This is a genomic window from Patescibacteria group bacterium (assembly GCA_028716665.1).
Lineage (GTDB): Bacteria > Patescibacteriota > Patescibacteriia > UBA2591 > JAQUPP01 > JAQUPP01.
In genome coordinates this window covers 272,606-295,764 of record JAQUPP010000001.1, presented here as the reverse complement: position 1 = coordinate 295,764, position 23,159 = coordinate 272,606, and the positions used below count along the sequence as shown (strand labels likewise).

Sequence of the window (23,159 nt, the reverse complement as noted above, 5' to 3'; positions counted from 1 at the left end):
AAGGAGGAAAAAATGAATAAAATTCTATTTTGGGGATTAATCATTATCAGTTTAATTATTCCTGTTAAGACTGCCTGTTTTATTTTCACACCGACTGAAGAAGATTCTTGGGCCTCAGATAAAGCTTGGCACTGTTTCGCTCATCTTGGTTTTACTTCATATATTTGCCTTGCCGATAAATCAGAATGGCCGACAGAACAATATTCTCAACTGCTTTCTTACGCGTTTATGAGTTCTGTTGTTTTCGGAATAACCTATGAAACAACAAGCGGTTTTTATCCTTTGATAAATGATGGATTTTCTGTAAGAGATTTTATCTCCGATGTAGGGGGGTCTTTTATCGGGGTAGGTATTATGCTCGTATATCGTAAACCCGAATCTCACTTTTTGCAACAAATCACCACAGAATACAGAAAAAATAATTGGCTGAGATTTGGGGTGAATGGCATAATCAGCGGAGCTCATTATGCTATGGAAAAAACTATTGAACCACCGGGCGTTATTTCTGATAAAGATTTATTTTGTTACACTTTTTTTGCCACTACTATTCCTGATATTTCTTGGACTGCAAATCAACTGCTGTTTTTCCCAAAAAAAGAAAATATTCATTGGCAAAATACTGTTTTTGATATTGTCGGCTCACTTGTCGGAGTGGCAATCGCCAGTCAATTCAGCGCTTATAATCCGAAAATAGCTGAAAAAATTACTCCGACCTGGAATTCTCATTTGTAATTCTTATCAAACCCGTGCTATATAATAGCGCGGGTTTTAAATTACAATAATTTTTAAAAAACAAAAAATTATTTTTTAGCCCTGACCACGACCACAAATTCTCCTTTGATTTCGTTCTTGGGCAGGTTGTTTATTATATTCTCAGCCGTTCCCCGATAAATACTTTCAAATTTTTTCGTCAATTCTCTGGCAACCATTAATTCCCTGTCTTTAAAATTTTCCAAATTCGCCATTTCATTTAAAGCTTTTAAAATCCGATAAGGCGATTCATAAAAAGCAAGAGTATATTTGAATTCAGCTGCTTGTTCAAAAAATGTTTTCCTCCCCTTTTTATGAGGAGGAAAACCTAAAAAAATAAATTTGTCGGTTTCAAATCCGGAGATGCTTAAAGCTGAAATAACAGCAGCCGGTCCGGGAATGGAAATAATTTTCAAATCAGGTAATTGCGCAACCAAATGACTGATTAGTTTATTTCCCGGGTCGGAAATACCGGGTGTGCCGGCATCACAAATCAAGGCCAAATTTTTACCCTGTTGAATCAATTCCAAAATATAGTCCATTTTAGATAATTTGGAATGCTGGTGATAACTGATGGTTGGAATTTTTATTTGATAATGATCTAAAAAAATTCGGCTATGACGAGTGTCTTCGCAAAGTATAAAATCTGCCTCTTTCAATATTTCTAATGCTCTTAGGGTAACGTCCTGTAAATTTCCAATAGGAGTGGCAACAATATATAACATAAAATTATTTTGTTGGTAAACTAAATGGCGGTTCTCCTCGTTTACTGCCTGTTTTCTTAACCAAAGGAACTCTTGAAGCAATAACCGGAAAATGATAAAGCGTTGCCAATTCTTCAATATTTAAAATATCTTTTTTACTTGGTGATGAAATAGTCAAAAAATCTAAAAACTTTTTCCAATCTTTTTGGGATTGCGATTCAATTTTCCAGTTACCCCCTCTTTTCTTATAAGCGGCCATAATCGCCGTCTGTTTGGGACTGGAAGACTTGCTGGTTTCATACATATTAATAAGCGTTTTTGCCGTTTTATCCGGCATCAATCCATTCATATCCAAAGTATTAACCGTATTTAAAGCACCCAAAACACCAATTACTCCTCTGGATTTATTGAATACTTCTTTTTCCGCGATATAAATTATTCTCATTTTTGTTTCAAAAGAAATTTTAGAAGCTTTATTTTGAATCGCTTCAATAATTTTTCTTTCTCCCGGAGAAACCGTTTTTTGTTTTTCCGGCGAACTTGAACCCGCAGTCGGAGGAGTTATAATAGTCGCGGCTTGTAAAAATTCAATCGGTATATTAATTAACTGTTCGGAAATTGTTTTTTGCGATTTAACTTTTTCTCCCATTATTTTTTTAATCACAGTTTCTGATTCTTTTTTGGTTCCCTTGGCAGAAACTTTAATAATAATCTGTATCCAAACTTGTTCGCCTTCTTGCAGTTTTCCTAAAATTTCCAACATATCAATCATTGGATCTTTTAACTCTCCGCTCATGGTATGTTCGAAATTTGTATATGTCCTGATCGGATAAGCATTTTTATTGTAAAGAGTGAAATCCGCTCCCCATAAATCATATTTATCATTCGGAAATTTATCGGGCATTTCTTTTGTGTAATCTTCCACTTCTACTATCTCAGCGTCCGGATAAGACGCATAAATCGCCGCTTCGGCCAAATCTCGAAATTGAGACGCAATTCTGATAAGAAATTGAATATGGGATGCCACACTAATAATTTCTACGGAAATAGGAAGTTCTGCCGGTCCGGTACCTTTGGCGCCGGACAGATAAGCGAACATTCTTTCCACTGCTTCCGGTCCTTGCTCGTTATTCCTTGGCACATCAAGAGCCAATAGAACATATTCTTGTTTGGACACGTATTGATCCTGAAGACGCTTACTATAATTATGCATAGTAATCCTGAAAATCAATGATAAAAATAATAGCCCTAAAATAGCTAAAATCATCATCGAAATCAGCGGAAAAAGCGGATGAGTGATGATTGTTACTAACCATTCTGCATTGATGGTAATATCCATACCCAGTATATCATCTTCCAGAGCCAAACGCTTTCTGATTGCGTTTATACTCTTGAAGTCTTAAACCAAGGAATCGACGTCCTTGGGTGCCTTTTAGATATTGTTCACGGCGTTTGGCATCTTGTAAATTTGAGCATGCCTCATAATAAATAAGCTTTAAGGGTAAACGTAGTTTAGTGGCGGAAGATAGGCCTTTTTTATGTTCTTCTATCCTTTTCTTGAGATTTGAGGTAAACCCAATATACTTTTCCCTATCTTTGGAGCTTTCCAAAACATAAACGTAATAGAAGAATATACTGGAAGTTGTATTACTGGGCATATTATATTATTTTAACATTAACAAAAAAAATTACAATCCTTCTTTGGACAAGGTTTCTAAAATATCTTTTTGCTTTCTGGTTAATGACTTGGGTATTTGAATTTTAACCGTAACAATATGATCGCCTCGGCCGTGAGAATTCAAATGAATAACTCCTCTTCCTTTTAAACGGATTTCTTGACCCGATGTAGTACCGGGCGCAATTTTTAATTTTACCATTCCGTCAATGGTTTCCACTTCAACCACTCCGCCCAAAATTGCTTGAGAAACGGAAATTTCTTTTTCGGATAAAATATCATCTCCTTGGCGATTGAAACGAATATCTGAAGTTACTTTAACTCTAACATATAAATCTCCGGCTCGGCCGCTTTTTTTACCCGCTTCGCCCTGACCCGATAATCTGATTGTCTGCCCGCTGCTGATTCCGGCTGGAATTTTTATTTTAATTTTTGAAAATTGTTTTACTCTGCCTTCGCCCCGGCAATGACTGCATTTTTTTTCCGCAATTTGTCCTTCGCCGTGACATGACGAGCAAACTTCAGCGCTTTGAAAAGTTCCTAAAAATGTTGATTGAGTTTTAATTACTTGTCCTTGTCCGTTGCAAGTTTTACAAGTGGAAAATTTGCTGCCCGGTTCCAAACCGTTGCCACTGCATTTTTCGCATTTAACATATTTTTCAAATTCAATATCTTTTTCAACACCAAAAACCGATTCAAAAAAATTAACCGTTATTTCTATTTCAATATTCCTGCCATGTTGTGTCCTTGATTGATGGGTTTGACCGAAGCCCCAGCCCGAGGCTGGTCGTCCTTGGGACGAAAAAAAACTGTTGAAAATATCTCCCAAATCTCCAAAACCAAAATCTTCTCCGCCATAAGCATTTCCTCTTTCGCCTTGATTTTTCATTGCCTCGGCATAACTGGCAAAATCACGGAAATTATCAAAACCGCTAAAACCGCCTTGAGTTTTGGCATTTTTAAAAGCCGAGCCGTATTCTTCATACAACTTTCTTTTTTCAGGATCAGAAAGAGTTTGATAAGCTTCGCTTATTTCTTTGAATTTTTCCGCATTACCACCCGGTTTATCCGGATGATATTTTTGCGCCGCCTGGCGATAAGCCCTCTTTATTTCTTCTTCCGAAGCGCCCTTATCAACCCCCAATATTTTGTAGTAGTCAGTCATAAATTAGAATTCTAAATTAATATTTATTTTAATTATACTATTTTTTTTCTTAAAGTCAACACCTACATTACTTTTTAAAAAAGTAATAAGAACTCGTAATAAATAGATTTTTATTTTTATTAAAATTAGTAATTTATTTTCTATACTTCTTTATGAAAATATCTATATCTACATTTATCTTGAAACTTTTTTCCAAATGCAAAAGGAGCCTTCCATTATGTATAGAAAGGCTCCTGATTATTTACTTATTATTTTGAGCGAGTTTTAAGCGGGTCTTCTGAAAAACCTCGAGCGAAATTCTTAAGCTGGAAAAGAAACTGCTTCCTCCCATGACTATTCATGTTCTCAGGTTCATTGGGCATAGAGGAAAGAAGAACCATCTTTTCTGTGTCACTTAGCTCCGTTACACTGCAACCCATAAGCATTGAAATAGCCACAGTAAATCCCTTTTTGAAGTACAACTCGGGGAAAACCCGTTGACGGTATTCCCAATCTGACTCACCCTCTTGTCTCGGAAGATCAAGTCCCTTAAGGTTATACGTCAGAGTGTCTCCCTCATATAAACTTGGAATTATACCTGTTTTAGTAGATCCAATAAGATTAGCTTCTTTAATCTTTTTAAGTTTTAATATACTCATCTTAAAAAAGAACAAAAAAAGAACTGTCCAAGCTATTAAAAAGCAAAACCCCACCTTATCGCCATGTTTAAACTCAAAAATACTCATCATAACAGTAGTAGCAACCGACGTACCTATGGCAATTATGCAGACCTTCCAACTTATACTTTTGTTGTTCCTTGCCACAACACATACAATCCAACAGCTCACAACAACCACTAGTGCTGCTATTTTCACTATTAGTAATATCTGATTAAACATTTTCCCCTCCCTTTTTTAAGAACGGTTATTATGTTTAAATAATAGCATATTTTTTGGGTTTTGTCAATAGAAAAAGAGGCGGTTTTGATGACCGCCTCTTTTGTTTTAATTTTTATTTTTCAATTACTGTGCCGTTGAAAGGTCTTCCTTCCAAAAAATTGGCTAAATTCTGGAGATCAGTCCCCTTTAAACAAGCGACTGTAAGGCCTAATTTCTCTGCCAATTTACTGGCAATTGGGTCAAAAGGCTTATTTAAACCCGGCACCCATTTTGTGCCAACAATTTCCTTGCGAAAACGGCTCCAATTAATTTTTTTAATTGGCTGAGCGTCAGAAAATTTCCGCGGATCTTTGTCATAAACATAATCAGTATTGCTCAGATTTATTACCGTATTTGCCTCATAAACCTCGGCTAATTTTGTCGCCACAAAATCAGTGGATCGGCCCGGTTTCCAACCGCCGGACAAAAGAATTTTTTTGTTAAAAACAATTTTCTTTGTCGGGTCAGTAACTACTTCCGGCATCACCAAATCGCCAAAAACAATTTTTATTAATTGAGCGTTAACTCTGGTGACGCTAATACCCAACCAATCCAAATTTTCCGGAGAAACGGAGAAATCTTTTGCCATTTCTTCATTAAGAATACGGCAAAGTGATCCACCGCCGGTAACAATAATAAACTGTTTCCCTTTTTTAATTTCAGTTTCAATTAATTCCTTGAAACTTTTTAAAAAGGGAATGTCCGGCCGACCTTCTTTAGTGAGGATAATTGATCCTCCTAAACTTAAAACTACAATTTCCTTTCTTTTCATAAAAATACCTCCTATTTTGCCCAATTTTTCGAAATTTTTTCTTTTAAAAATTTCGCTACAAATTGGAGCACCCCGTACAAATCAATTAATAAACTATTTTTTAAAATAGATGAAGCCGAAGGCGTGTACCGCGCAAATGGCTTTCTATTTTTAAAAATTTTATTCGGATTTGCTGCGTGGGTTGTTTTAGTTATTGAAACTATAACATTTTATCAGAATTTGTCAAGAAAAAATAAAAACGGAAATAAAAGAAATTATATTTCCGATAATAATTACCCGCCAATGCCACGGGGGTGGAAGGAATCGAACCCTCATCAACGGTTTTGGAGACCGCTATTCTACCATTGAACGACACCCCCAAAGCTCTGGCGGGGTTTATTTTACCATTAAATAAAACTACTATTTCGTTTCTTTGTGCAAAACGTGTTTTCGGCAAGAACGGCAATATTTTTTCAATTGAAGACGTTCCTTAATTGTCTTTTTATTCTTTTTAGAATAATAGTTTATCTTGTGGCACTCTGTACATTCTAATTTAATCAAATTTTCTTGAGACATATATTTGAATTAACAATTAAATAAAATTAAAAAATTATTTATAAGCCGTCCCTCGGGATCGGACCGAGAACCTACAGTTTACAAAACTGTTGCTCTACCATTGAGCTAGGACGGCAAAAAATTTAAATCATAATAAATTTCCTGTCCATCCCGACGCTCCATTGGAGGTCGGGACTCCGACTCTAAAACGTCGGAGTTGAGCTAGGACGGCAAAGTGGGTGGGGTAGGATTTGCACCTACGAAGACCGAAGCCAGCAGATTTACAGTCTGCCGCATTTGACTACTTTGCTACCCACCCAAAAAAGCCCAAGGTCGGGATTGAACCGACGACCTACTCCTTACCATGGAGTTGCTCTACCACTGAGCTACTTGGGCAAATCGGATAACTATTTTAAATATTCTACTTCTTTTTTCTAAAAAAAGCAAGGGCCTTGAAGGCAATTTTTGATGATAAATTTTTCAGTTTCCAAAAAACATTTTTCGTGTTTATTTTCAAATTATCTCTTTTTATTCTAAGCCTATACACCACTTCAATAATTTGCCTGTCTATTTTTTTATCTAAAAGATCTTTTTTAACTTGAGCAATTTTTTCCTGGGGGACTTGAGATAAATCAAGATTGGATATCAAGGGCAATTTCGGTTTAATTATAAAAATAATGCCTCCGAGAGAAAATATAAAAATAATGAAGAGAATAATATTGATTAACATTTGAAATTTAAATTATTATTTAGTTTTAAGACCGATAGCCTCAATCATTTTAACGAATTCTTCCGCTTTTAAACTCGTATTGCCGACTAAAATTCCGTCAATAATGTCTTTCTCAATAAATTGACCGACATTTGTTGAGTCAATTCCGCCGCCGTAAAGTAAACGAATGTTATTTTTTATTAACGGTAAAGGATAAAAATCAATCATTCTTTGTTGAATAACTTGATTTGTGTATTGGGCTTCTTCTTGGGTCACGACTTGGCCGCTGCCAATAACCCAAATCGGTTCGTAAGCGACAATTATTTCCTGATCCGCTTTTAAAACATTTCCCTCTAGAGCTCTGGTAACTTGATTGATAATCACGTAATCTTTGGCTCCATTTTGACGTTCTTCAAAAGTCTCGCCAACACAAAGAATCGGAGTTAATTCGCTTTCCAAAACTGTTTTTATTTTGTGATGAACCATTTCATCGGTTTCTCCCAAATTCTGTCTGCGCTCCGAATGGCCGATAATAACATATTGACAACCTAATTCTTTTAATTGATCAGGAGAAATTTCTCCGGTAAAAGCTCCTTTATGCTCCCAAAAACAATCCTGTGCTCCCAAAAATAAATTAGTCATTTGATTTTTTCTGTTAAGCAAAGAGAAGCTGCCTTTTAATTTTTTTGAAATAGATTCCAAGGCAAAAAATGGCGGACAAAAAATAATATCAACTTTTTCCGCAATTGTTTTTATTTTTCCAAGACGATTCAAAATGTCATCCATTAAGGACTCTCCTTCCTTTAATCCCAGTTGCATTTTCCAATTAGCGATGACAATCGGACGTTTCATATATATTTAAAATTATTTGTTTATTTGTTCAATTGTTGATTAGCCCAAAAAATTAAACTTTTTGCTTCTTGAAATCTATTTTCACTTGTTTTTGCCCCCAAAATTATTACTGCCAAATTATGATTGTCTATTTGGCTTAAAGCGGCTAAACAATAATCACTTTCATTAATATAACCGGTTTTAGCTCCTTTAATATTGATAAAACTTCCCAGCAATTTGTCAGTGTTTTGAATATGAAGATGAGTCAAAGATTTATCCGATTTTATTATTTGAACATCATAATCTTTTTTTTCAAGCGCTTCTCTGATTTCCGACCTCTCCATTGCTTCAACAATTAATTTTGCCAAATCTCGAGCCGTAGAATAATTTTTCGGATCAAGTCCGGTCGGTTCTTCAAAGTGCGTGTTAAGCATTGATAAATCTTGCGCTTTATTATTCATTAAGTCAATAAAATTTTTTCCGCTGTCATTTGATACTACGCGAGCTAAAATTTTCATGGCATTATTGGCTGATTTTATCAGTCCTCCGTAAAAAATATCTTTAACTGTTAAAATATCTCCTTCTTTGACCGCCAAACTTGCCGGTTCGAGTTGATTTGACAATCCTCCACTTCCCACCGAATCTTCTTTTTTTACTTCTATCGTATCATTCCAAGTTTTTGTTTTATTTTCCAAAAAAACCAAGGCAGTCATCAATTTGGTAATACTGGCAATGGGCAATTTTTCTTCAGAATTTTTTTCAAATAGAACTTTACCCGAATCAACATCTATAACAATGGCACTCTTGGCCGTTAATTTTGGACCGAATGAATAAGGAAACTCGGAAATATTAACCGGTGTTTTAACTGCGTCTTTTAAAAAATTAAAATTACTCAAATTATTTGATGGAAAAAAACCGATAATTATTGACAGAAGCAAGGAGACCATAATAGTTTGTAGTTTTTAGTTGACGGTTATGGTTATTTGGTTATTCATTTTGAAACTGGAAACTAATAAACTAAAACTAAGAACTAATAACCAAAAACTGTTTAATTTATATCTTTTTTACTACCCTTCCGACCCTATATATAGTGTACCAAAAATTAGAAAATGGTAAATCAAAAGTTCCCGGATAAATAACTTCTTCACCGTTAAATCCTTTTTTAAAACGAGTTACACCCGGCCATTTTTTTTCGTCTATTCCCCAAAAATCATAATAAAAATAACCGTTTTTAACAGCTTCCTGAATAATAAACCAATGCAAAAGATAAGGTGCCATCACATTGCGATGAAGATTTGAAGAAGCGCCGTGAAGATAAGTCACCGTTTTTGAAGAGAAAATCATCAAATTGGCTGCCAAAATTTTATTTTCATATTCGGCCACGTACAATCTGACAAATTGCGGATTAAAATTCAAAAGATGAGAATAATAATTATCCGGGTGCGCCCTGAATTGATCGCGCAGAGAAGTTTCTTTAAGAAGTTTTAAAAAAACTTCCGCTCCTTCTCCTGTTTTTTCATATATTTTTACGCCTTGTTTTTCGGCTAAACGAATATTATATCTGGTTTTAGAATGCATTTTGGTAAAAATTTCATCACTTGTCTTTTTTAAATCCAGAATCACTGTTTTTGACGGTTGGACATCAGAAATCCGCTTAGAATTTGGAATATAGAATTTGGAATTTGGAGACTCAATTCGCCAAAAAATCGCATTTTCTTGCTTAGCCAATTCTTTTATTTTTTCCAATAATATTCCATATTCTAAATTCCATATTCCAGATTCTTTCAGTATTGGCCCGCGCGGAGAATAAAAATAATTTTTATTAAATGGCAATTGATATTTTATGATTAAAGCGGCGGCGATAATTTCATTGCCTTCGTAAACAGCCATACGCCAAATTTTTCGGCCGAGATTTTTTTGGAATTCTCCCCATTGCCAAGATTGTAAAAATTGTTCTCCGTTTAAGAGAACAAAATCGTCCCATTCTTTTTGATTATTGATAGAAGCAATTGTCATCTTGATTTCATAATACAAGAAAAAAAGCATTATGTCAACTAATAAAATTAATCACAAAAAAGAATCCCAACGCAAAACGTTGGGATTCTTTAAGACGCCAGCTAGCGGATCGGAACAAAATTGAAGCATAAATGCTAAGTAGTCATCCAGTCTACTTAAATAATTTTTAATTTATCTTGTATTTCTATAGAAGCTTCAATAATAGCGTCTGGATTTTCTCTCACCGCCGCTAAAATAATTTCTTTATTATTCTAATATCCATAGAGGCCATCATCTAAATTGTGCTTTGTCCTTTCGTCATCCGTCGGGTAGCCACATTTCTCTGCCGCCAAAATAACTTCTTTATCATTCCTAAGTTCCTCTGAGGCATATAGAAAGGTATTGACTGTTTTTGTCATTGCTGCCAAAACAAATTTTTTATCACTCCTAAGTTCCTTTGAGGCATGTTCAAAGGCATAGTAGTCTTGTTTTATTGCTGCCAAAACAATATCTTTGTCATTTTTAAGTTCCTCTGAGGCATATTGAAGAGCATGGCCATCTTGTTTCACTGCTGCCAAAACAATATCTTTGTCATTTTTAAGTTCCTCTGAGGCATATCCAAGACCCAAATCGTCAGAAGAGTTAGAAAAATTAGCTGCTCTTGCTTTTATTACCGCTAAAATAATTTCTTTATCATTTCTAAATTCATCTGAAGAATATTCAAGAGCCCTACTATCTTGTTTCACTGCTGCCAAAACAATATCTTTGTCATTTTTAAGTTCCTCTGAGGCATATTGAAGAATATAACGCTTAGAAGGGCCATCTGCTTTTATTGCCGCTAAAATAAATTCTTTATCATTCCTAAGTTCCTTTGAGGCATGTTGAAGAGCCTGACTATCTTGTTTTATTGCTGCCAAAATAACTTCTTTATCATTTCTAAGTTCAGCCGAGACATCCATAAGGGCGAACTCATCTTTTTCTATTGCTGCCAACAACTTGTCTCTTTCTAAATCATATCCTTTTGCTTCTTCTTTAACATTTTTTTTAACATTCCCACCACCTTCAATGTTATTAGTAAATTCTTTATGGATTAAATGATTTTTTTCCATATATTTTTTATTTACTTTTAAAAATTTAATGATATCTTTAACCTTTAATTTGTGCTTCTATTTTACTCTAAAATTGTAGCAAATTTTAAACTTTTTGTCAATCCTATAGTTATACGCCTATCATATTTTTTAAACTCCCCTTCTTCCTTTTAGCGCTTCGGTTAAAGTAATTTCGTCCGCATATTCTAGTTCTCCTCCCAAAGGCAAGCCGCGCGCTATTCTGGTTAGTTTTATTTTACTGCTTAAAATTTTATCTTCCTTGATTAAATTAGTAATATAAAGTATTGTGCTTTCGCCTTCTATGGTGGCGTTTAAAGCAAAAATTAATTCTTTAATCGGAGAATTTTTCAATCTTGTCAATAATTCTTTTATTTTAATTTGTTCCGGACTTTTGTTTTCAATCATGTCAATCAAGCCGCCAAGAACGTGATAAGTTCCTTGATATTCTCCTGTTTTTTCTATGGCCATTAAATCTTGCGGCTCGGCAATGACCGCCACCACCGAATGATCGCGATTTTTATCTTGGCAAATGGAACAAATATTTTGATCGGAAAAATTTCCGCAAACGCTGCAAATGTGAATATTTTTAATTCCTTCAAGACTCAAAATCAATTTTTTTATATCTTCCGGACTTTTTCTTAATAAATAAAAAACGAACCGCTGAGCTGACTTCGGTCCTATGCCGGGGAATTTACTGAATTCCTCAATTAAATTTTTTATGTCTTTTGGGTAGAACATACTAAATTTGTCGAAATTTACGCCCCCTCCTTTACTCCATCGAAAGCCTTTTATTTTACAATATTCCGTAAGCGAAGCGGCTTCGCCTTTTATCCTAACGATTATCGAAAATTTATCATTGGGATAAAGGAGGGGGAAGGTTTTGTTGCTCCGACTTAACGTCCGAAGACAAAACTCTTTAGAATGGCCCTGATTCTTCAATATCACTGCTATCTCCTTCCAAATTATCTAACATTTTTTTGTCTAAATTTTTATAACTGGCTGTTTCCGCTTCAAAATATAATTTAACAATTCCTCCGGCCGGGCCGTGACGATGTTTGCCAATATGAATTTCCGCAACATTTTTTTCTTCAGGCGGACAAAATTTAATGCTTTTATCCATTGCTTTCCGATAAATAAAGAGAACCACGTCAGCGTCTTGTTCCAAACTGCCGCTTTCTCTTAAGTCAGCCAATTTGGGAATAGCCGGAGTTCTCGCTTCCGTGGCGCGGGAAAGCTGAGAAAGAGCCAAGACCGGAATATTAAGTTCACGGGCAATAGCTTTAAGCGCTCGAGAAATTTCTGAAACTTCTTGAACACGATTTTCAGTACCGCTGGCGCCTTCCATTAATTGTAAATAATCTATAATCAATAAACCGAGTCCGTGTTCTGATTGCAATCTTCTGGCTTTTGTTCTGATTTCATTCACGCTCGCGGTTGGCGAATCATCAATAAAAATAGGCGTTTCAGCCAAAACACTGAAAGCTTCTCCCAATTTTTTAAAATCTCCGTCGCCGTCTTTGGCAATATTTCCTGTTCTGATTTTCCAAAGATTAACCCCTGCTTGAGCGCAAATTATTCTGTCGCAAATTTGATCTTTTGACATTTCAAAACTGAAAATTCCCACCGGAATTTTATGATAAACGGCCGCGCGTCTGGCAATATCAAGAGCCAAGGCGCTTTTTCCGATAGAAGGTCTGGCGGCCAAAATAATCAGCTCAGATGCTTGAAGTCCGGCTAGAACACTATCAAGATCCGTAAATCCGGTCGGAACTCCTCTTAATTTTTGATCGCCGCGATGCAAAGCGTCCATTCTTTCGAAAGCTTCATCAAGGGTATCTTTTAAAGAAACAAAGTTTTGTTTTAAAAATTTTTGAGAAATATTAAAAAATTTATGTTCAGCCCGATCCAAGACATTTGATGTGTCAAGATCTTCTTGGTAAGCCATTTGATTGACTTCTGTCGTAGCTCTGATAATCTTTCTTAGGGTTGATTTCTTCTGAACAATCTGAGCGTAAGAAACTATATGACTTGAAGTCGGAACGCTGGAAGCCAAAGTAGCTAGATAGCTTCGTCCTCCCACCATATCCAATTGTCCTCTTTCTTCCAAACGATTAACAATGCTTAAAATATCAACCGGCGTATGCTGAGCCCAAACTTCGAGCATTGACTCAAAAATTATTTTATTGATATCTTTATAAAAATCTTCGGCATTGATAATATCGGCAATTTTAATAATCGCTTCTTTATCAATCAAGAGAGAACCGAGAAGAGCCATTTCGGCCTCAATATTTTGCGGCGGCAGTTTTTCAAACACCGGAGTGATATCTGGCATAAAAATGAGTTTTAGGACTTTACAAATTATTTTTCTATTGTATAATAATTGAATAATTAATTCAAGTTTTTTTTACACATCTTGTTAACATTTAAAAACATCAATATGTTGCAAAAAATTGTAAAAGGATACGAAATTAATTTTGAAGAGGATGCCGTCAAAGGTGTTGATCATCTGGCCTATATTCTTTCATATGAAGAATCGGGTTCTCTTTTCCAAGCCGCTCGTTTAGCCGGACACACGGACTTTGAAGATCGAGGCGGCCGAAATTTCATTTTGGTTCATAACCCGAATGGAAGTTTTGAATTAAAAGTCAGGAACGAGTAAAAATAATCCCGCCACTTTTGCCCCCATAGCTCAACTCCGACGTCTTAAGAGTCGGAGTCCCGACCTCTAGAATAGAGTGTCGGGGTGGATATAAAATTTATTATAATTAAAATTTGCCCCCATAGCTCAATGGTAGAGCAGCTGCCTTTTAAGCAGTTGATATAGGTTCGATTCCTATTGGGGGTATAAAACAAAAAATCACAGAATTTTATCTGTGATTTTTTGTTTTTTTAAAATTACATTTTGACAATTCATTCTTTAATTGCTAATATTATTAGATTATGATTTGGCTATATATTTTAATCATTATTGGCTGCTGCGTAGTTTTATTCAGAAGCAGCATGTGGATGGTAAAATCTTTAAATTTTTTGGCGAATTATTACCAAGTGCCGGAGTTCGCCATGGCTTTTGTTTTGGCCGGTTTGGCCACTTCCTTGCCTGAATTAACCGTGGGTATTTTATCCGGCTTGAATAAAGTTTCCATTCTTTCTTTCGGAAATGTTTTAGGCGCCAATTTTGCCGATATTACTTTGGTTTTGGGCCTGCCTATTCTTTTGATCAAAGGAGTTAAAATAGAAACAAAATTTATTAAATCCGATATCATATACACTTTTCTTGTCCTTATTTGCCCCTTAATACTTTTGTTGGACGGGCGAATTTCCAGACTGGACGGCGCGGCTTTAATTATCATTTACATTTTATATGTCATTTTCTTGTTCCAGCGAAAATCAGAATCGTCTGAAACATTTGTAAAAAAATCAAAAAAAGATCTTTGGAAAAATATTTCTTTGTTTATTTTGGGAATAATTTTTCTTTTAATCAGCGCTAAAATAATCGTCTGGGCTTCTCAATTAATCGCCCAACAACTGAATGTCCGCCTTTTCATTATCGGAGCATTTTTACTGGCCTTGGGCACGACTATGCCCGAATTGTCTTTTAATCTAAAAGCGGCTAAAAATCACCCTGATATGATTCTGGGTAATATTTTGGGATCAGTGGCGGTTAATTCTTCTTTGACTTTGGGAATCGTGGCAGTTATTTCGCCAATTGTTATTTTAAATATTCAAATGGTTTTAACCACTGTCATTTTTCTGCTTGGCGCTTTCATTTTTCTTCTTCTTTTCAGCCGAACTCAAAAACAACTTTCTTGGCGCGAAGGATTGGTACTGATTTTCATTTATGTCGGATTTTTAATCACTACATTAATAAGACAATAATTTAAAATACACAGAAAAATAAAACCGCATCTTGCTTTTTTGCAAGATGCGGGATTTTTTAATTTCTTAAACTCTAAGGATTTTTAGGCTGAATGGCCGTTGTAATCCCGGTATGATCATATCGATTATCCTCTCCTTTGTCCCCATAACAGACAACCATCAGCTTACCGTTACCCTCCGTACCAATATGAACGCGGCTTTTATATCTATCCGTAGAAGACGTACGAATCAAAATTCTTTCAAACAAATGTTGATTATTGGCCATAAAATATCCAATAATAGTATAGACCATTGCTTGAGCGGTAGGAATTTCTTCATCGCCTCTAAGAAGTATCTGTTGTTCTTGCCAATTCTTGGAAAACGAGCTTTCAATGGGTGTTTTGCGGATTAAATGCCATCCTGTTCTGCAAAAATTTTTGATAAGAAATGGTTGATTTTTAGCATTTGCCAATATATCTGTGTCAAACAATTCTGGATGCCTAGTTTCAATCTCCATGATTGAAAGCGGAAAAATAGCTACTAGAATATGAGTTTTCCTACACTCTTTAAGTATTGCCTCGGAAAATGGAACTCCTGAAAATATCGCACATTGCTGACGACTCGGATCAACTCCGAAATGTTTAATTGCTTCATCAACCCCAAAAAAGTTTTCATCGCCCATAATTTCGAGAGCTCGTTTTTGGGAAGTTGTCGGTTCAAATCCGCCATTAATCATAAGTCTTGCTATCTGTCTAGTAAAAGATTTGTCCGTGCGAAGACGGTCAAAAATTTTACACGGATCGCCCCCCTGTAAAAAAATATCTGCTTCCAACATCCTAATACTCTCTTCAAAGGCTCCCTTGGTCATATTCCAAACGCCCTTGGCTTTTTGGCTTGTGTTCATCACACATCACCTCTTTTTGTTTTTTCCCATGTCTCGCCTTGACGAGACTTCAGGAAGATTTTACCTGATTCCGTCAGGATAACGGTTTATCTCATCCCTGAGATAAATTTTTTTAAAAGAACTTTTACAAAAATTATAATTACATTATAACAAAAAATTCAAAAATGTCAACCCCTCGACAGAAAAATTAAAAATGTTAGAATATTATCATATTAAAATGCTAATATTGATTTAATATGGATTATATTTTTTTAAGAGATGCTAAAGATTATCTGAATAAAACAGTCGTTTTAAAGGGCTGGGCTTTTAATTTTCGTTCTTCGGGCAATATTTATTTTCTCCAATTTCGAGACGGCACAGGCGAAGTTCAAGGCATAATTTCCAAAAAAGAGGTCTCGCCTGAAAGCTGGGAAGAATGCCAAAAAATAACTTTGGAAACGAGCGTGGAAATAACCGGGAAAATTTACGAAGAAAAACGCTCGCCTTACGGAATTGAAATGTCTGTGGAAAATTTAAAAATCATTCAACTGGCCCAAGAATATCCGATTGGCAAAAAAGAGCACGGCACTGATTTTTTAATGGACAACCGCCATCTTTGGATTCGTTCCTCGCGCCAAGCTTCCATTTTAAAAGTCAGAAATGAAATTGTCTGGGCCATCCGTTCTTTTTTCAGACAAGAAGGTTTTATTTTAACCGACTCGCCCATTCTCACTCCCACTTCCTGTGAAGGCACAACCAATCTTTTTGAAACAGAATATTTTGGCGAAAAAGCTTATCTTTCGCAATCCGGCCAATTATATATTGAAGCCCTGATTTATTCATTGGGAAAAGTTTACGATTTCGGCCCGACTTTCAGAGCTGAAAAATCAAAAACTCGCCGCCATTTAACCGAATTTTGGATGATGGACGCCGAGGCCGCTTTTGTGGAACACGAAGAAAATATGAAAACTCAGGAAAAATTGGTTTCTTATATTGTCGCTCAAGTTCTGAAAAATTGCGAAAAAGAATTGAAAATTTTAGAAAGAGATTTGGAACCGCTTAAAAAAATAGTGCCGCCATTTCCAAAAATATCTTACAGCGAAGCCATAAAAATACTGCAAAAAAACGGCGTTGAGGCAAAAGAAGGAGACGATTTCGGCGGAGATGAAGAAACGATTATTTCTAAACAATTTGACAAGCCTGTTTTCATAGAAAAATATCCGGCAAAAATCAAGGCTTTTTACATGCAGCCTGATCCGAAAAATCCTGATTTGGTTTTAAATGACGACTTGATCGCTCCGGAAGGTTTTGGAGAAATCATCGGCGGTTCACAGAGAATTGACGATTTGGAAACCTTAGAAAAAAAACTAAAAGAATTCAAATTAAAACCCGAGCCGTTCCAATGGTATTTGGATTTACGTCGCTATGGTTCAGTGCCGCATTCCGGATTTGGCATCGGTTTGGAAAGAACCGTGGCTTGGCTTTGCGGACTCTCGCATATTCGCGAAACAATCCCATTCCCAAGATTAATCAATCGCTTAAAACCATAAATTGTCACAAAAATTGATTTATTTCGTCTTATATTATAGAAAGGATATGACAATATTAATTTCAAAATTATCTAACAATAATAACAACCGTCTTTGGCGGAGTTAGTTAGTATTGTTTCAATACTAAAAAATCCGCCTTTATAAGGCGGATTTTTTGTTTATATTCTGGGGTAGTTTCCGCCCGAGGCGGATCGGCTTTGGGCCGACAATTGGCCCCTCGCCATTATTCTCCTGTAGTTCAACTGGCAGAACGCTGCACTGTTAATGCAGAGGTTGGAGGTTCGACTCCTCCCGGGAGAGTAATGGTACGGGGTAAATGCCATGCCGCACTATTAATGCGGAGGTTGCTGGTCCGAGTCCAGCCCCCAGAGCCAATTTTAAAAGTCCTTAGTAAATTTACGAAGGACTTTTAAAATTTTAATGGCTACTTAGCTTGAAAACTAATAAGTCTTGGATATTCCATTGGAATAAAAGGTTTATCTTTTGAACTCACCAAAATCTTATCAATCGCTGAATGCAATGATTCGATGTCATTCGGTGAATTTTTCTCTTTTTCTCCAATAACCACCGGAAAAGGTATAATATCCTGATGCGCATATTTAATTTTTTTACTCACACTTTCATGTCGATCATCAATCTCGACTCTAACTGGCAAATCCTTGTATTTCTCAATTAACTTTTCACAAAAAGAGACAAAATTATCATTAACCGGAATCAATCTTATTTGTGCTGGATATAGCCATAGTGGAAATCGTTTTTTAAAATCATCAAATAGCATATAAATATAACGTTCTATTCCACCTGGTATAGCAGCATGAATAATTATTGGATTAATCTTATTTCTCTCTGCATCGATAAATGAAATATCAAGTCTTTTTGCATTCTCGACATCAATTTGAATACAGCAAATTTCGCGCGACTGACCGAATTTATCAATGATTTTATAATCAACATTGACTATAAAATATCTGTCTTTATCATCTCGCAAAATCGCAACCAAAACATTACGGTCGAGACGATTGGCAATTTCTAAAATCCTATCCTTATATTTCTCCCAATTCTTATCAGAAGAAACTTCAATAACGACTTGATAATTTACGTTTACTTCCTGAGAAGACTCTAGTAATTTCTTTTCAATTTTTGGGTACCATTCGAAAGCCTCTTCAACATCTTTAAAATAAGGATGTATATCCGGCATATAGAAACGTCTCTGACGATAAAGTAACATACACTCGCCGCTTTGCTCGTGCCGGTAGCAATCTGAAATAGAGAAATGTCCAAAAGGAATATGACGATGATTTATTTTATATTTTCCGGCAAGATTGAATTGAGGATAACTCGCATCATAACTCATTACCACTTTTTTCTTACCGGATTCAAATTGAAATAATCTATCACCATACAATTTCGCGTATGCTTCGACAACAGGGTGGGAAAGATCAAAAACATTGGAACCTTGAATTTCGTAAATTGGAAAACCGATTTGGTGTATTAATTTTCGTGCGTATTCTTTTACCAGACGCATAATGAGATTAGCGCGATAATCGTATTGAACAAAACCAATGTCCGCATTCGATTCCCAATTAAAACCAAATTTTTGGGCATATAAAAGATAGTCAGATTTTTGCTCGTCAATTTTTATATTGTGACCCAGGGCTTCTCTTTTTACGAATATATCAAAATCACCGGAGTCCCTAGACTCTTTTAAATACTCTTCGGCGTTTACAATTTCGCCGCCTTTCTTAATAACTAGATATTTGTTGTCCATATAATTTTTGTTAATTTTATAAATTGATAAATAATTTTAATCTAAAAAAACAACCTCCGCTATCGGGAGGTTGTTTTTTATAAATTCTTTGAACAAATACAACTACCCGACAGCGAAAACTGTGGTAGTAGTTATGGTAATAAATTTTATAATCTTCTTAACCATATTAATAGTATACTCTCTTTAATCATATTTGTCAAGTTCGGTGGGATTGACCCCCGCACCTGAACGGCGATAAAATGCTCAGTAATGTATTTTTAAACTTTTTTTAAAATAGAATAAATTTTAGAATTTAGAACAGATTAATCAAATATAATGAATAATTCATCACATTTTAAAAATATATCGCCGTTTGGTATGGGGGTTGACTTTTTTATAAAATTAAGTAAAATAATTAATAAGAAAATTGACAAAGGAGGAATAGTGAAAATTACAAAAGAAAGTATAAAAGAATATGCCGAAAAGTATGACCAACGCCATAAAGGCACCAGCGACGAAATTATTGAAAAAGAAATAAAAAAATGGCTGGCGAAAAATCGTTATTTAAACAGAGAGCAATTCATTAAAATAGGTTTGTGGAAATCGAAAAGACCGAAAAAGAAATATGAAAATAATGACGATTTGACGGTCAGAAAAATCACTCGATTCAGTTTTGCAACAAATGACGAACAAGCCAGAATAAAATTTCTTTTACTTCTTAATGGCGTCGCTTTTCCGGTTGCTTCCGCAATTTTACATTTTGCTTTTCCGGATAAATACCCCATTCTGGATTTTCGGGCGATTTGGTCTCTCGGCTGGAAACAACCAAAATCTTACACTTTTGATTTTTGGCAAAAGTATTGCAATGAAATGGAAAAAATTTCCAAAAAAACCGGAGAAAGCATCAGAACGATTGATAAAGCATTTTGGGAATATTCCAAGGAAAATCAAGTTTTATAAAATAAAGAGCCCTCGACAATCAGTCGAGGGCTTATTTTTTTCTTTACCTAAAAATCTTGTTTTCGGGCTGCGGCAACTCCTATTTCGATATAACGATGATCCCACATTGTTTTCAAAATACGAAGTCCGGGGGTCGTAAAATTGCCAATATAAACACCGGAGATCTTAGAAATAAAGTCAGTGCAACGCACGTAATCATACTCAAATAACCTTTCACAGCTATTCAGAAAATGTCCGATAATGGCATAAGTCATTTCCTGGGCTGTTGGCACATATTCATCTTTAGAAAGCAAGCGTTGCTGTTCTTTCCAGTCTTTATTGCGAGATTCCGGCACCTCTGTTTTCCTAATTAGAATCCATCCAACCTGACCAATTTCCCCGGTAAATTTCTGTTTGAGATACCAATTATCCATTGGATGAGCGCCTGGAATTTCTGAAAATAATTTATCTCCCACTTTATTTCTGATATCAAAAATAGATAAACCGAAATTTGCCACCAAGATATAATCTTTTTTACAGGCATTAATTGTGTCATCAGAAAATGGAATCACCTCTAAGGCGGCAAGTTGTTGAATAGTCGGAGTGATACCTAAATATTTAACTGCCTGCGGTATACCGAACATATTCTTTTCGCCCATCTTTATGCGAATGGATTTATGCAATGGCGGCTCTTGAATACCGGAATTACATATAAATTCTGCCACTTGCTTGGCAAATTTGCCGTCCGAACGAAGCAAAGTCAAATGTTTTCGCTCCACCCCAAGATGATCTAAAAGTTCTATGGTCGCCGTAATTTCAGAGAGCGGCGTCTCTTTTGAAAGGTTTCCCATTTGGGCCTCCTTTGTTACTTTTTTGGTTCGCCTGAATCAGGCTCACCGATTTTCCATTTTCCCGAAATGGCACGGTCTTGTCTTTTTTCAGACAAATATTTTCCCAAAATAAAACTTTATTTGTAAATAACTATATTGTAAATTATAGTAAAATTTTTAAAAATGTCAACCCTTTCACATTGGAAATTATAAAAATTATTTGTCTTTTGTTTTTTTATACACACTGATTTTATCTTAACTAGACGTTTATTTTAATTTTATATTTAATTAAATCGCAATTTTTAAAAAAGACTATAATTTCCTTGTGAGAGGGTTAAGATTAAAAAAATAAATAGGGACGGATTTTTATTCCGTCCCTTATAAAACATTCATTTAAATTTTATTAATCAAGTCTTGGGAAACACATATTTGCCTCAACTCTCCATTAGAATAATCTTGGCTCTTCCATTCTATGGGTTTCACTGTCACCATCCAATCATGACGATTTTCCGGCACTCTAAAACCAACTAATCCCTGACCTTGCCCGTCTCTTCTAAATTTAAAACGGGTGCCTTTTTTCTCTTTATAATGCTGCTCTACTGGCGATTTTATATCTATCACTTTACCTAAAGCGAACTCTTGACCTATTTGTTCTATGCCTGCGCCTACCGGAAATACGGCCTTAACCGTTTCACCAATAGTGAAACGTTTTTTTGGAATTTTTTTGGTACAGGAATGCTCTCTCGCTTCTTTTTTGGAAGCATGGATACTTCCGCAAAAATCACACTTTAAAAGCGTAGCTTTTACTGAAATTTTCTTTAACATTACGTCCTCCTATTTTTTAAATTACTTTGTTTAATTATAATTATTTAAGCATATTTTTTGCTTTTTGTCAAATGATTTTGATTTGACAGAATGTATACAAGGACTAAAGTTAAAAGTAGAAAGGAGGCAAAAATGATCGGCATAGAATCAAGAGATTTATTAGTTTTAGAAGAAGGACAGCTTATAGAAATTATACATGTTACGGAAAAAAATCAGGTAATGGAATGCGGATATTTTATCAGCGTCTTTGAAAAAGACGGAGAAGAAATAATTCAGATATCTGATCAGCAAAAAATCATACCGGGCGTTGAAACCCTCCCTGACAAAGATATGGTGAAAAATATCTTTTTGAAAAAAGTCATTCTGGTAAAACAATGTGTAGTTTCCAGTATTCTTACCGATGCTTCGTAAATAAAATTGGGTCCGATATAATCTCGAACCCAATTTTTTGTTTTTATTAAACTTCTAATCTTTCGTGACAAGTTGGTACTCCTAAAAAACCGGAATAACAAAGATCAATATTTACTGCTTCGACAATTACCTGGTCATTTTCCAATTTTATTATTGGAGTTCTCATACCCAGAGTAGTGCCCATAACCAAAACATTATAATGCTGCAATATTTCTTCCTTATTCATTACTAAAGCGCCAGTTTCTAAAAGAGTCAGAACATGTCTGTGGGGTTTCTCGGAAATTTTCTTAAGCAGTTTATGATATTGAATATTATCAACCTCAATATTGTAAGATCTCCACTTTTTAGATTTTAATACCGCTACATCGAAAATATAATAAACAGTACCGTCATATCCATTTAATGGAGTTTTTTCCCACGTAACTTTATGGAGAGAAGAATCATAATTAAGATCACTAAGACCCGGCGCTACCAATAAAAAAGGAATATGGCCTTTCTGATAAACTCTTTTAAGCGCCTTTTCAATAATCCTTCTTCTCTGATTTAAAAGAAAAACCCTAAAATCTGGGTGACAATTTGGCCGAGAGCAAATAATGTCTATTTGTCTTTCAAAAAGCATATTAAGATAAAGTTCATAGATTTTTTTGTAAAAAAATCTACTGCTTTTTGTGGTCGGTTTTCTTTGTTTATCCAAAAATTCTTTTTCCAATATTACCATTGTTTTGGGAGTATTGGGAAAAGTTACATGATAATCAAACATGTCCTTTTGCATTTTTCCTCCTTTTTAAGAACTGTTTATCAGTATAAATTAAATATTTTTTTTGTCAAGAGTGTTAAGACTTTCCCTGTGACTTGATATCCTTTACTTTTATGTTATAATAGAATAGTTCTTGGTTATTGGTTTAAAGTTTTGATTTTAACTGATAACCAAATAACTATGACTAATAACTATCAACTA

At 35.2% G+C, this 23,159-nt stretch carries 25 protein-coding genes and 7 tRNA genes; 9 read left to right on the top strand and 23 right to left on the bottom strand.

Going from position 1 to position 23,159, the window contains the following annotated elements:
• The first annotated feature begins 12 nt into the window (after window positions 1–12).
• Window positions 13–732, top strand: coding sequence for a hypothetical protein (locus tag PHF10_01580; GenBank protein ID MDD5534419.1), 720 nt, complete (start codon window positions 13–15; stop codon window positions 730–732).
• A gap of 68 nt (window positions 733–800) precedes the next feature.
• On the opposite strand, the gene rsmI is transcribed toward PHF10_01580, so the two are convergent.
• From rsmI to dnaB, 18 genes are all read right to left on the bottom strand, one after another.
• Window positions 801–1,475, bottom strand: coding sequence for a 16S rRNA (cytidine(1402)-2'-O)-methyltransferase (gene rsmI, locus PHF10_01575; protein ID MDD5534418.1), 675 nt, complete (start codon window positions 1,473–1,475; stop codon window positions 801–803).
• A gap of 4 nt (window positions 1,476–1,479) precedes the next feature.
• The gene (locus PHF10_01570) at window positions 1,480–2,793 is read right to left on the bottom strand and encodes a hypothetical protein (GenBank protein MDD5534417.1); all 1,314 of its coding nucleotides are present in this window, start codon (window positions 2,791–2,793) and stop codon (window positions 1,480–1,482) included.
• 10 nt (window positions 2,794–2,803) lie between these two features.
• Window positions 2,804–3,112 carry a GIY-YIG nuclease family protein gene (locus PHF10_01565; GenBank protein ID MDD5534416.1) on the bottom strand — a complete coding sequence of 103 codons (309 nt, stop codon included), beginning with the start codon at window positions 3,110–3,112 and terminating at the stop codon, window positions 2,804–2,806.
• A gap of 30 nt (window positions 3,113–3,142) precedes the next feature.
• Entirely contained in the window at window positions 3,143–4,294 is a 1,152-nt protein-coding gene (gene dnaJ / locus PHF10_01560; protein ID MDD5534415.1) for a molecular chaperone DnaJ, read from the bottom strand.
• Window positions 4,295–4,542: 248 nt separating this feature from the next.
• Window positions 4,543–5,172 (bottom strand): hypothetical protein, encoded by a 630-nt coding sequence (locus PHF10_01555; protein MDD5534414.1) that lies wholly within the window; start codon window positions 5,170–5,172, stop codon window positions 4,543–4,545.
• Between the two features lie 112 nt (window positions 5,173–5,284).
• Window positions 5,285–5,983: a UMP kinase gene (gene pyrH, locus PHF10_01550; protein ID MDD5534413.1), complete on the bottom strand. Its 699-nt coding sequence runs from the start codon at window positions 5,981–5,983 to the stop codon at window positions 5,285–5,287.
• Between the two features lie 288 nt (window positions 5,984–6,271).
• Window positions 6,272–6,342, bottom strand: a tRNA-Trp gene (locus PHF10_01545).
• Between the two features lie 40 nt (window positions 6,343–6,382).
• Window positions 6,383–6,538 carry a 50S ribosomal protein L33 gene (gene rpmG, locus PHF10_01540; protein MDD5534412.1) on the bottom strand — a complete coding sequence of 52 codons (156 nt, stop codon included), beginning with the start codon at window positions 6,536–6,538 and terminating at the stop codon, window positions 6,383–6,385.
• A 43-nt stretch (window positions 6,539–6,581) separates the two neighbouring features.
• Window positions 6,582–6,653: transfer RNA gene (locus PHF10_01535), tRNA-Thr, on the bottom strand.
• Between the two features lie 100 nt (window positions 6,654–6,753).
• Window positions 6,754–6,836: transfer RNA gene (locus PHF10_01530), tRNA-Tyr, on the bottom strand.
• A gap of 5 nt (window positions 6,837–6,841) precedes the next feature.
• Window positions 6,842–6,913, bottom strand: a tRNA-Thr gene (locus PHF10_01525).
• Between the two features lie 25 nt (window positions 6,914–6,938).
• Window positions 6,939–7,247 carry a hypothetical protein gene (locus PHF10_01520; GenBank protein ID MDD5534411.1) on the bottom strand — a complete coding sequence of 103 codons (309 nt, stop codon included), beginning with the start codon at window positions 7,245–7,247 and terminating at the stop codon, window positions 6,939–6,941.
• Between the two features lie 15 nt (window positions 7,248–7,262).
• The gene (gene tpiA, locus PHF10_01515; protein ID MDD5534410.1) at window positions 7,263–8,078 is read right to left on the bottom strand and encodes a triose-phosphate isomerase; all 816 of its coding nucleotides are present in this window, start codon (window positions 8,076–8,078) and stop codon (window positions 7,263–7,265) included.
• A gap of 20 nt (window positions 8,079–8,098) precedes the next feature.
• Window positions 8,099–9,004, bottom strand: coding sequence for a serine hydrolase (locus PHF10_01510; protein MDD5534409.1), 906 nt, complete (start codon window positions 9,002–9,004; stop codon window positions 8,099–8,101).
• A gap of 106 nt (window positions 9,005–9,110) precedes the next feature.
• Window positions 9,111–10,073 carry a peptidoglycan bridge formation glycyltransferase FemA/FemB family protein gene (locus PHF10_01505; protein ID MDD5534408.1) on the bottom strand — a complete coding sequence of 321 codons (963 nt, stop codon included), beginning with the start codon at window positions 10,071–10,073 and terminating at the stop codon, window positions 9,111–9,113.
• A gap of 251 nt (window positions 10,074–10,324) precedes the next feature.
• Window positions 10,325–11,161 (bottom strand): DUF4116 domain-containing protein, encoded by an 837-nt coding sequence (locus PHF10_01500; protein MDD5534407.1) that lies wholly within the window; start codon window positions 11,159–11,161, stop codon window positions 10,325–10,327.
• A gap of 129 nt (window positions 11,162–11,290) precedes the next feature.
• Window positions 11,291–11,899: a recombination mediator RecR gene (recR, locus tag PHF10_01495; protein ID MDD5534406.1), complete on the bottom strand. Its 609-nt coding sequence runs from the start codon at window positions 11,897–11,899 to the stop codon at window positions 11,291–11,293.
• Between the two features lie 178 nt (window positions 11,900–12,077).
• Window positions 12,078–13,493, bottom strand: coding sequence for a replicative DNA helicase (gene dnaB / locus PHF10_01490; protein MDD5534405.1), 1,416 nt, complete (start codon window positions 13,491–13,493; stop codon window positions 12,078–12,080).
• A 105-nt stretch (window positions 13,494–13,598) separates the two neighbouring features.
• On the opposite strand from dnaB, the gene PHF10_01485 reads away from it, so the two are divergent.
• The 3 genes from PHF10_01485 to PHF10_01475 all read left to right on the top strand — a co-directional run bounded on the left by PHF10_01485 (window position 13,599) and on the right by PHF10_01475 (window position 15,037).
• On the top strand, window positions 13,599–13,820 hold the full coding sequence (locus tag PHF10_01485; protein ID MDD5534404.1) for a hypothetical protein: 222 nt from the start codon (window positions 13,599–13,601) through the stop codon (window positions 13,818–13,820).
• Between the two features lie 115 nt (window positions 13,821–13,935).
• Window positions 13,936–14,006 (top strand) — tRNA-Lys (locus PHF10_01480).
• A gap of 95 nt (window positions 14,007–14,101) precedes the next feature.
• Entirely contained in the window at window positions 14,102–15,037 is a 936-nt protein-coding gene (locus PHF10_01475; GenBank protein ID MDD5534403.1) for a sodium:calcium antiporter, read from the top strand.
• A gap of 73 nt (window positions 15,038–15,110) precedes the next feature.
• On the opposite strand, the gene PHF10_01470 is transcribed toward PHF10_01475, so the two are convergent.
• Window positions 15,111–15,920, bottom strand: a complete 810-nt coding sequence (locus tag PHF10_01470; protein MDD5534402.1) for a hypothetical protein — start codon at window positions 15,918–15,920, stop codon at window positions 15,111–15,113.
• A gap of 236 nt (window positions 15,921–16,156) precedes the next feature.
• Here PHF10_01470 and asnS point away from each other — a divergent pair, with 236 nt between their 5' ends.
• From asnS to PHF10_01455, 3 genes are all read left to right on the top strand, one after another.
• Entirely contained in the window at window positions 16,157–17,449 is a 1,293-nt protein-coding gene (asnS, locus tag PHF10_01465; GenBank protein MDD5534401.1) for an asparagine--tRNA ligase, read from the top strand.
• A gap of 227 nt (window positions 17,450–17,676) precedes the next feature.
• A tRNA-Asn gene (locus PHF10_01460) sits at window positions 17,677–17,749 on the top strand.
• Window positions 17,740–17,823 (top strand) — tRNA-Asn (locus tag PHF10_01455). The genes PHF10_01460 and PHF10_01455 overlap by 10 nt, the downstream gene beginning before the upstream one ends.
• A 50-nt stretch (window positions 17,824–17,873) precedes the next feature.
• Here the strand turns inward: PHF10_01455 and PHF10_01450 are convergent.
• Window positions 17,874–19,217, bottom strand: coding sequence for a His/Gly/Thr/Pro-type tRNA ligase C-terminal domain-containing protein (locus tag PHF10_01450; GenBank protein MDD5534400.1), 1,344 nt, complete (start codon window positions 19,215–19,217; stop codon window positions 17,874–17,876).
• A gap of 357 nt (window positions 19,218–19,574) precedes the next feature.
• On the opposite strand from PHF10_01450, the gene PHF10_01445 reads away from it, so the two are divergent.
• Entirely contained in the window at window positions 19,575–20,156 is a 582-nt protein-coding gene (locus tag PHF10_01445; GenBank protein MDD5534399.1) for a hypothetical protein, read from the top strand.
• A gap of 47 nt (window positions 20,157–20,203) precedes the next feature.
• Here PHF10_01445 and PHF10_01440 read toward each other — a convergent pair whose 3' ends face one another.
• Together PHF10_01440 and PHF10_01435 are read right to left on the bottom strand one after the other, a co-directional pair.
• Window positions 20,204–20,986 carry a hypothetical protein gene (locus PHF10_01440; protein MDD5534398.1) on the bottom strand — a complete coding sequence of 261 codons (783 nt, stop codon included), beginning with the start codon at window positions 20,984–20,986 and terminating at the stop codon, window positions 20,204–20,206.
• A 372-nt stretch (window positions 20,987–21,358) separates the two neighbouring features.
• Window positions 21,359–21,790 carry a hypothetical protein gene (locus PHF10_01435; protein MDD5534397.1) on the bottom strand — a complete coding sequence of 144 codons (432 nt, stop codon included), beginning with the start codon at window positions 21,788–21,790 and terminating at the stop codon, window positions 21,359–21,361.
• 90 nt (window positions 21,791–21,880) lie between these two features.
• On the opposite strand from PHF10_01435, the gene PHF10_01430 reads away from it, so the two are divergent.
• A complete protein-coding gene (locus tag PHF10_01430; GenBank protein ID MDD5534396.1) occupies window positions 21,881–22,201 on the top strand; it encodes a hypothetical protein in 321 nt (106 codons plus the stop codon).
• A gap of 46 nt (window positions 22,202–22,247) precedes the next feature.
• On the opposite strand, the gene PHF10_01425 is transcribed toward PHF10_01430, so the two are convergent.
• Window positions 22,248–22,973, bottom strand: coding sequence for a hypothetical protein (locus PHF10_01425; protein ID MDD5534395.1), 726 nt, complete (start codon window positions 22,971–22,973; stop codon window positions 22,248–22,250).
• Window positions 22,974–23,159 lie beyond the last annotated feature (186 nt).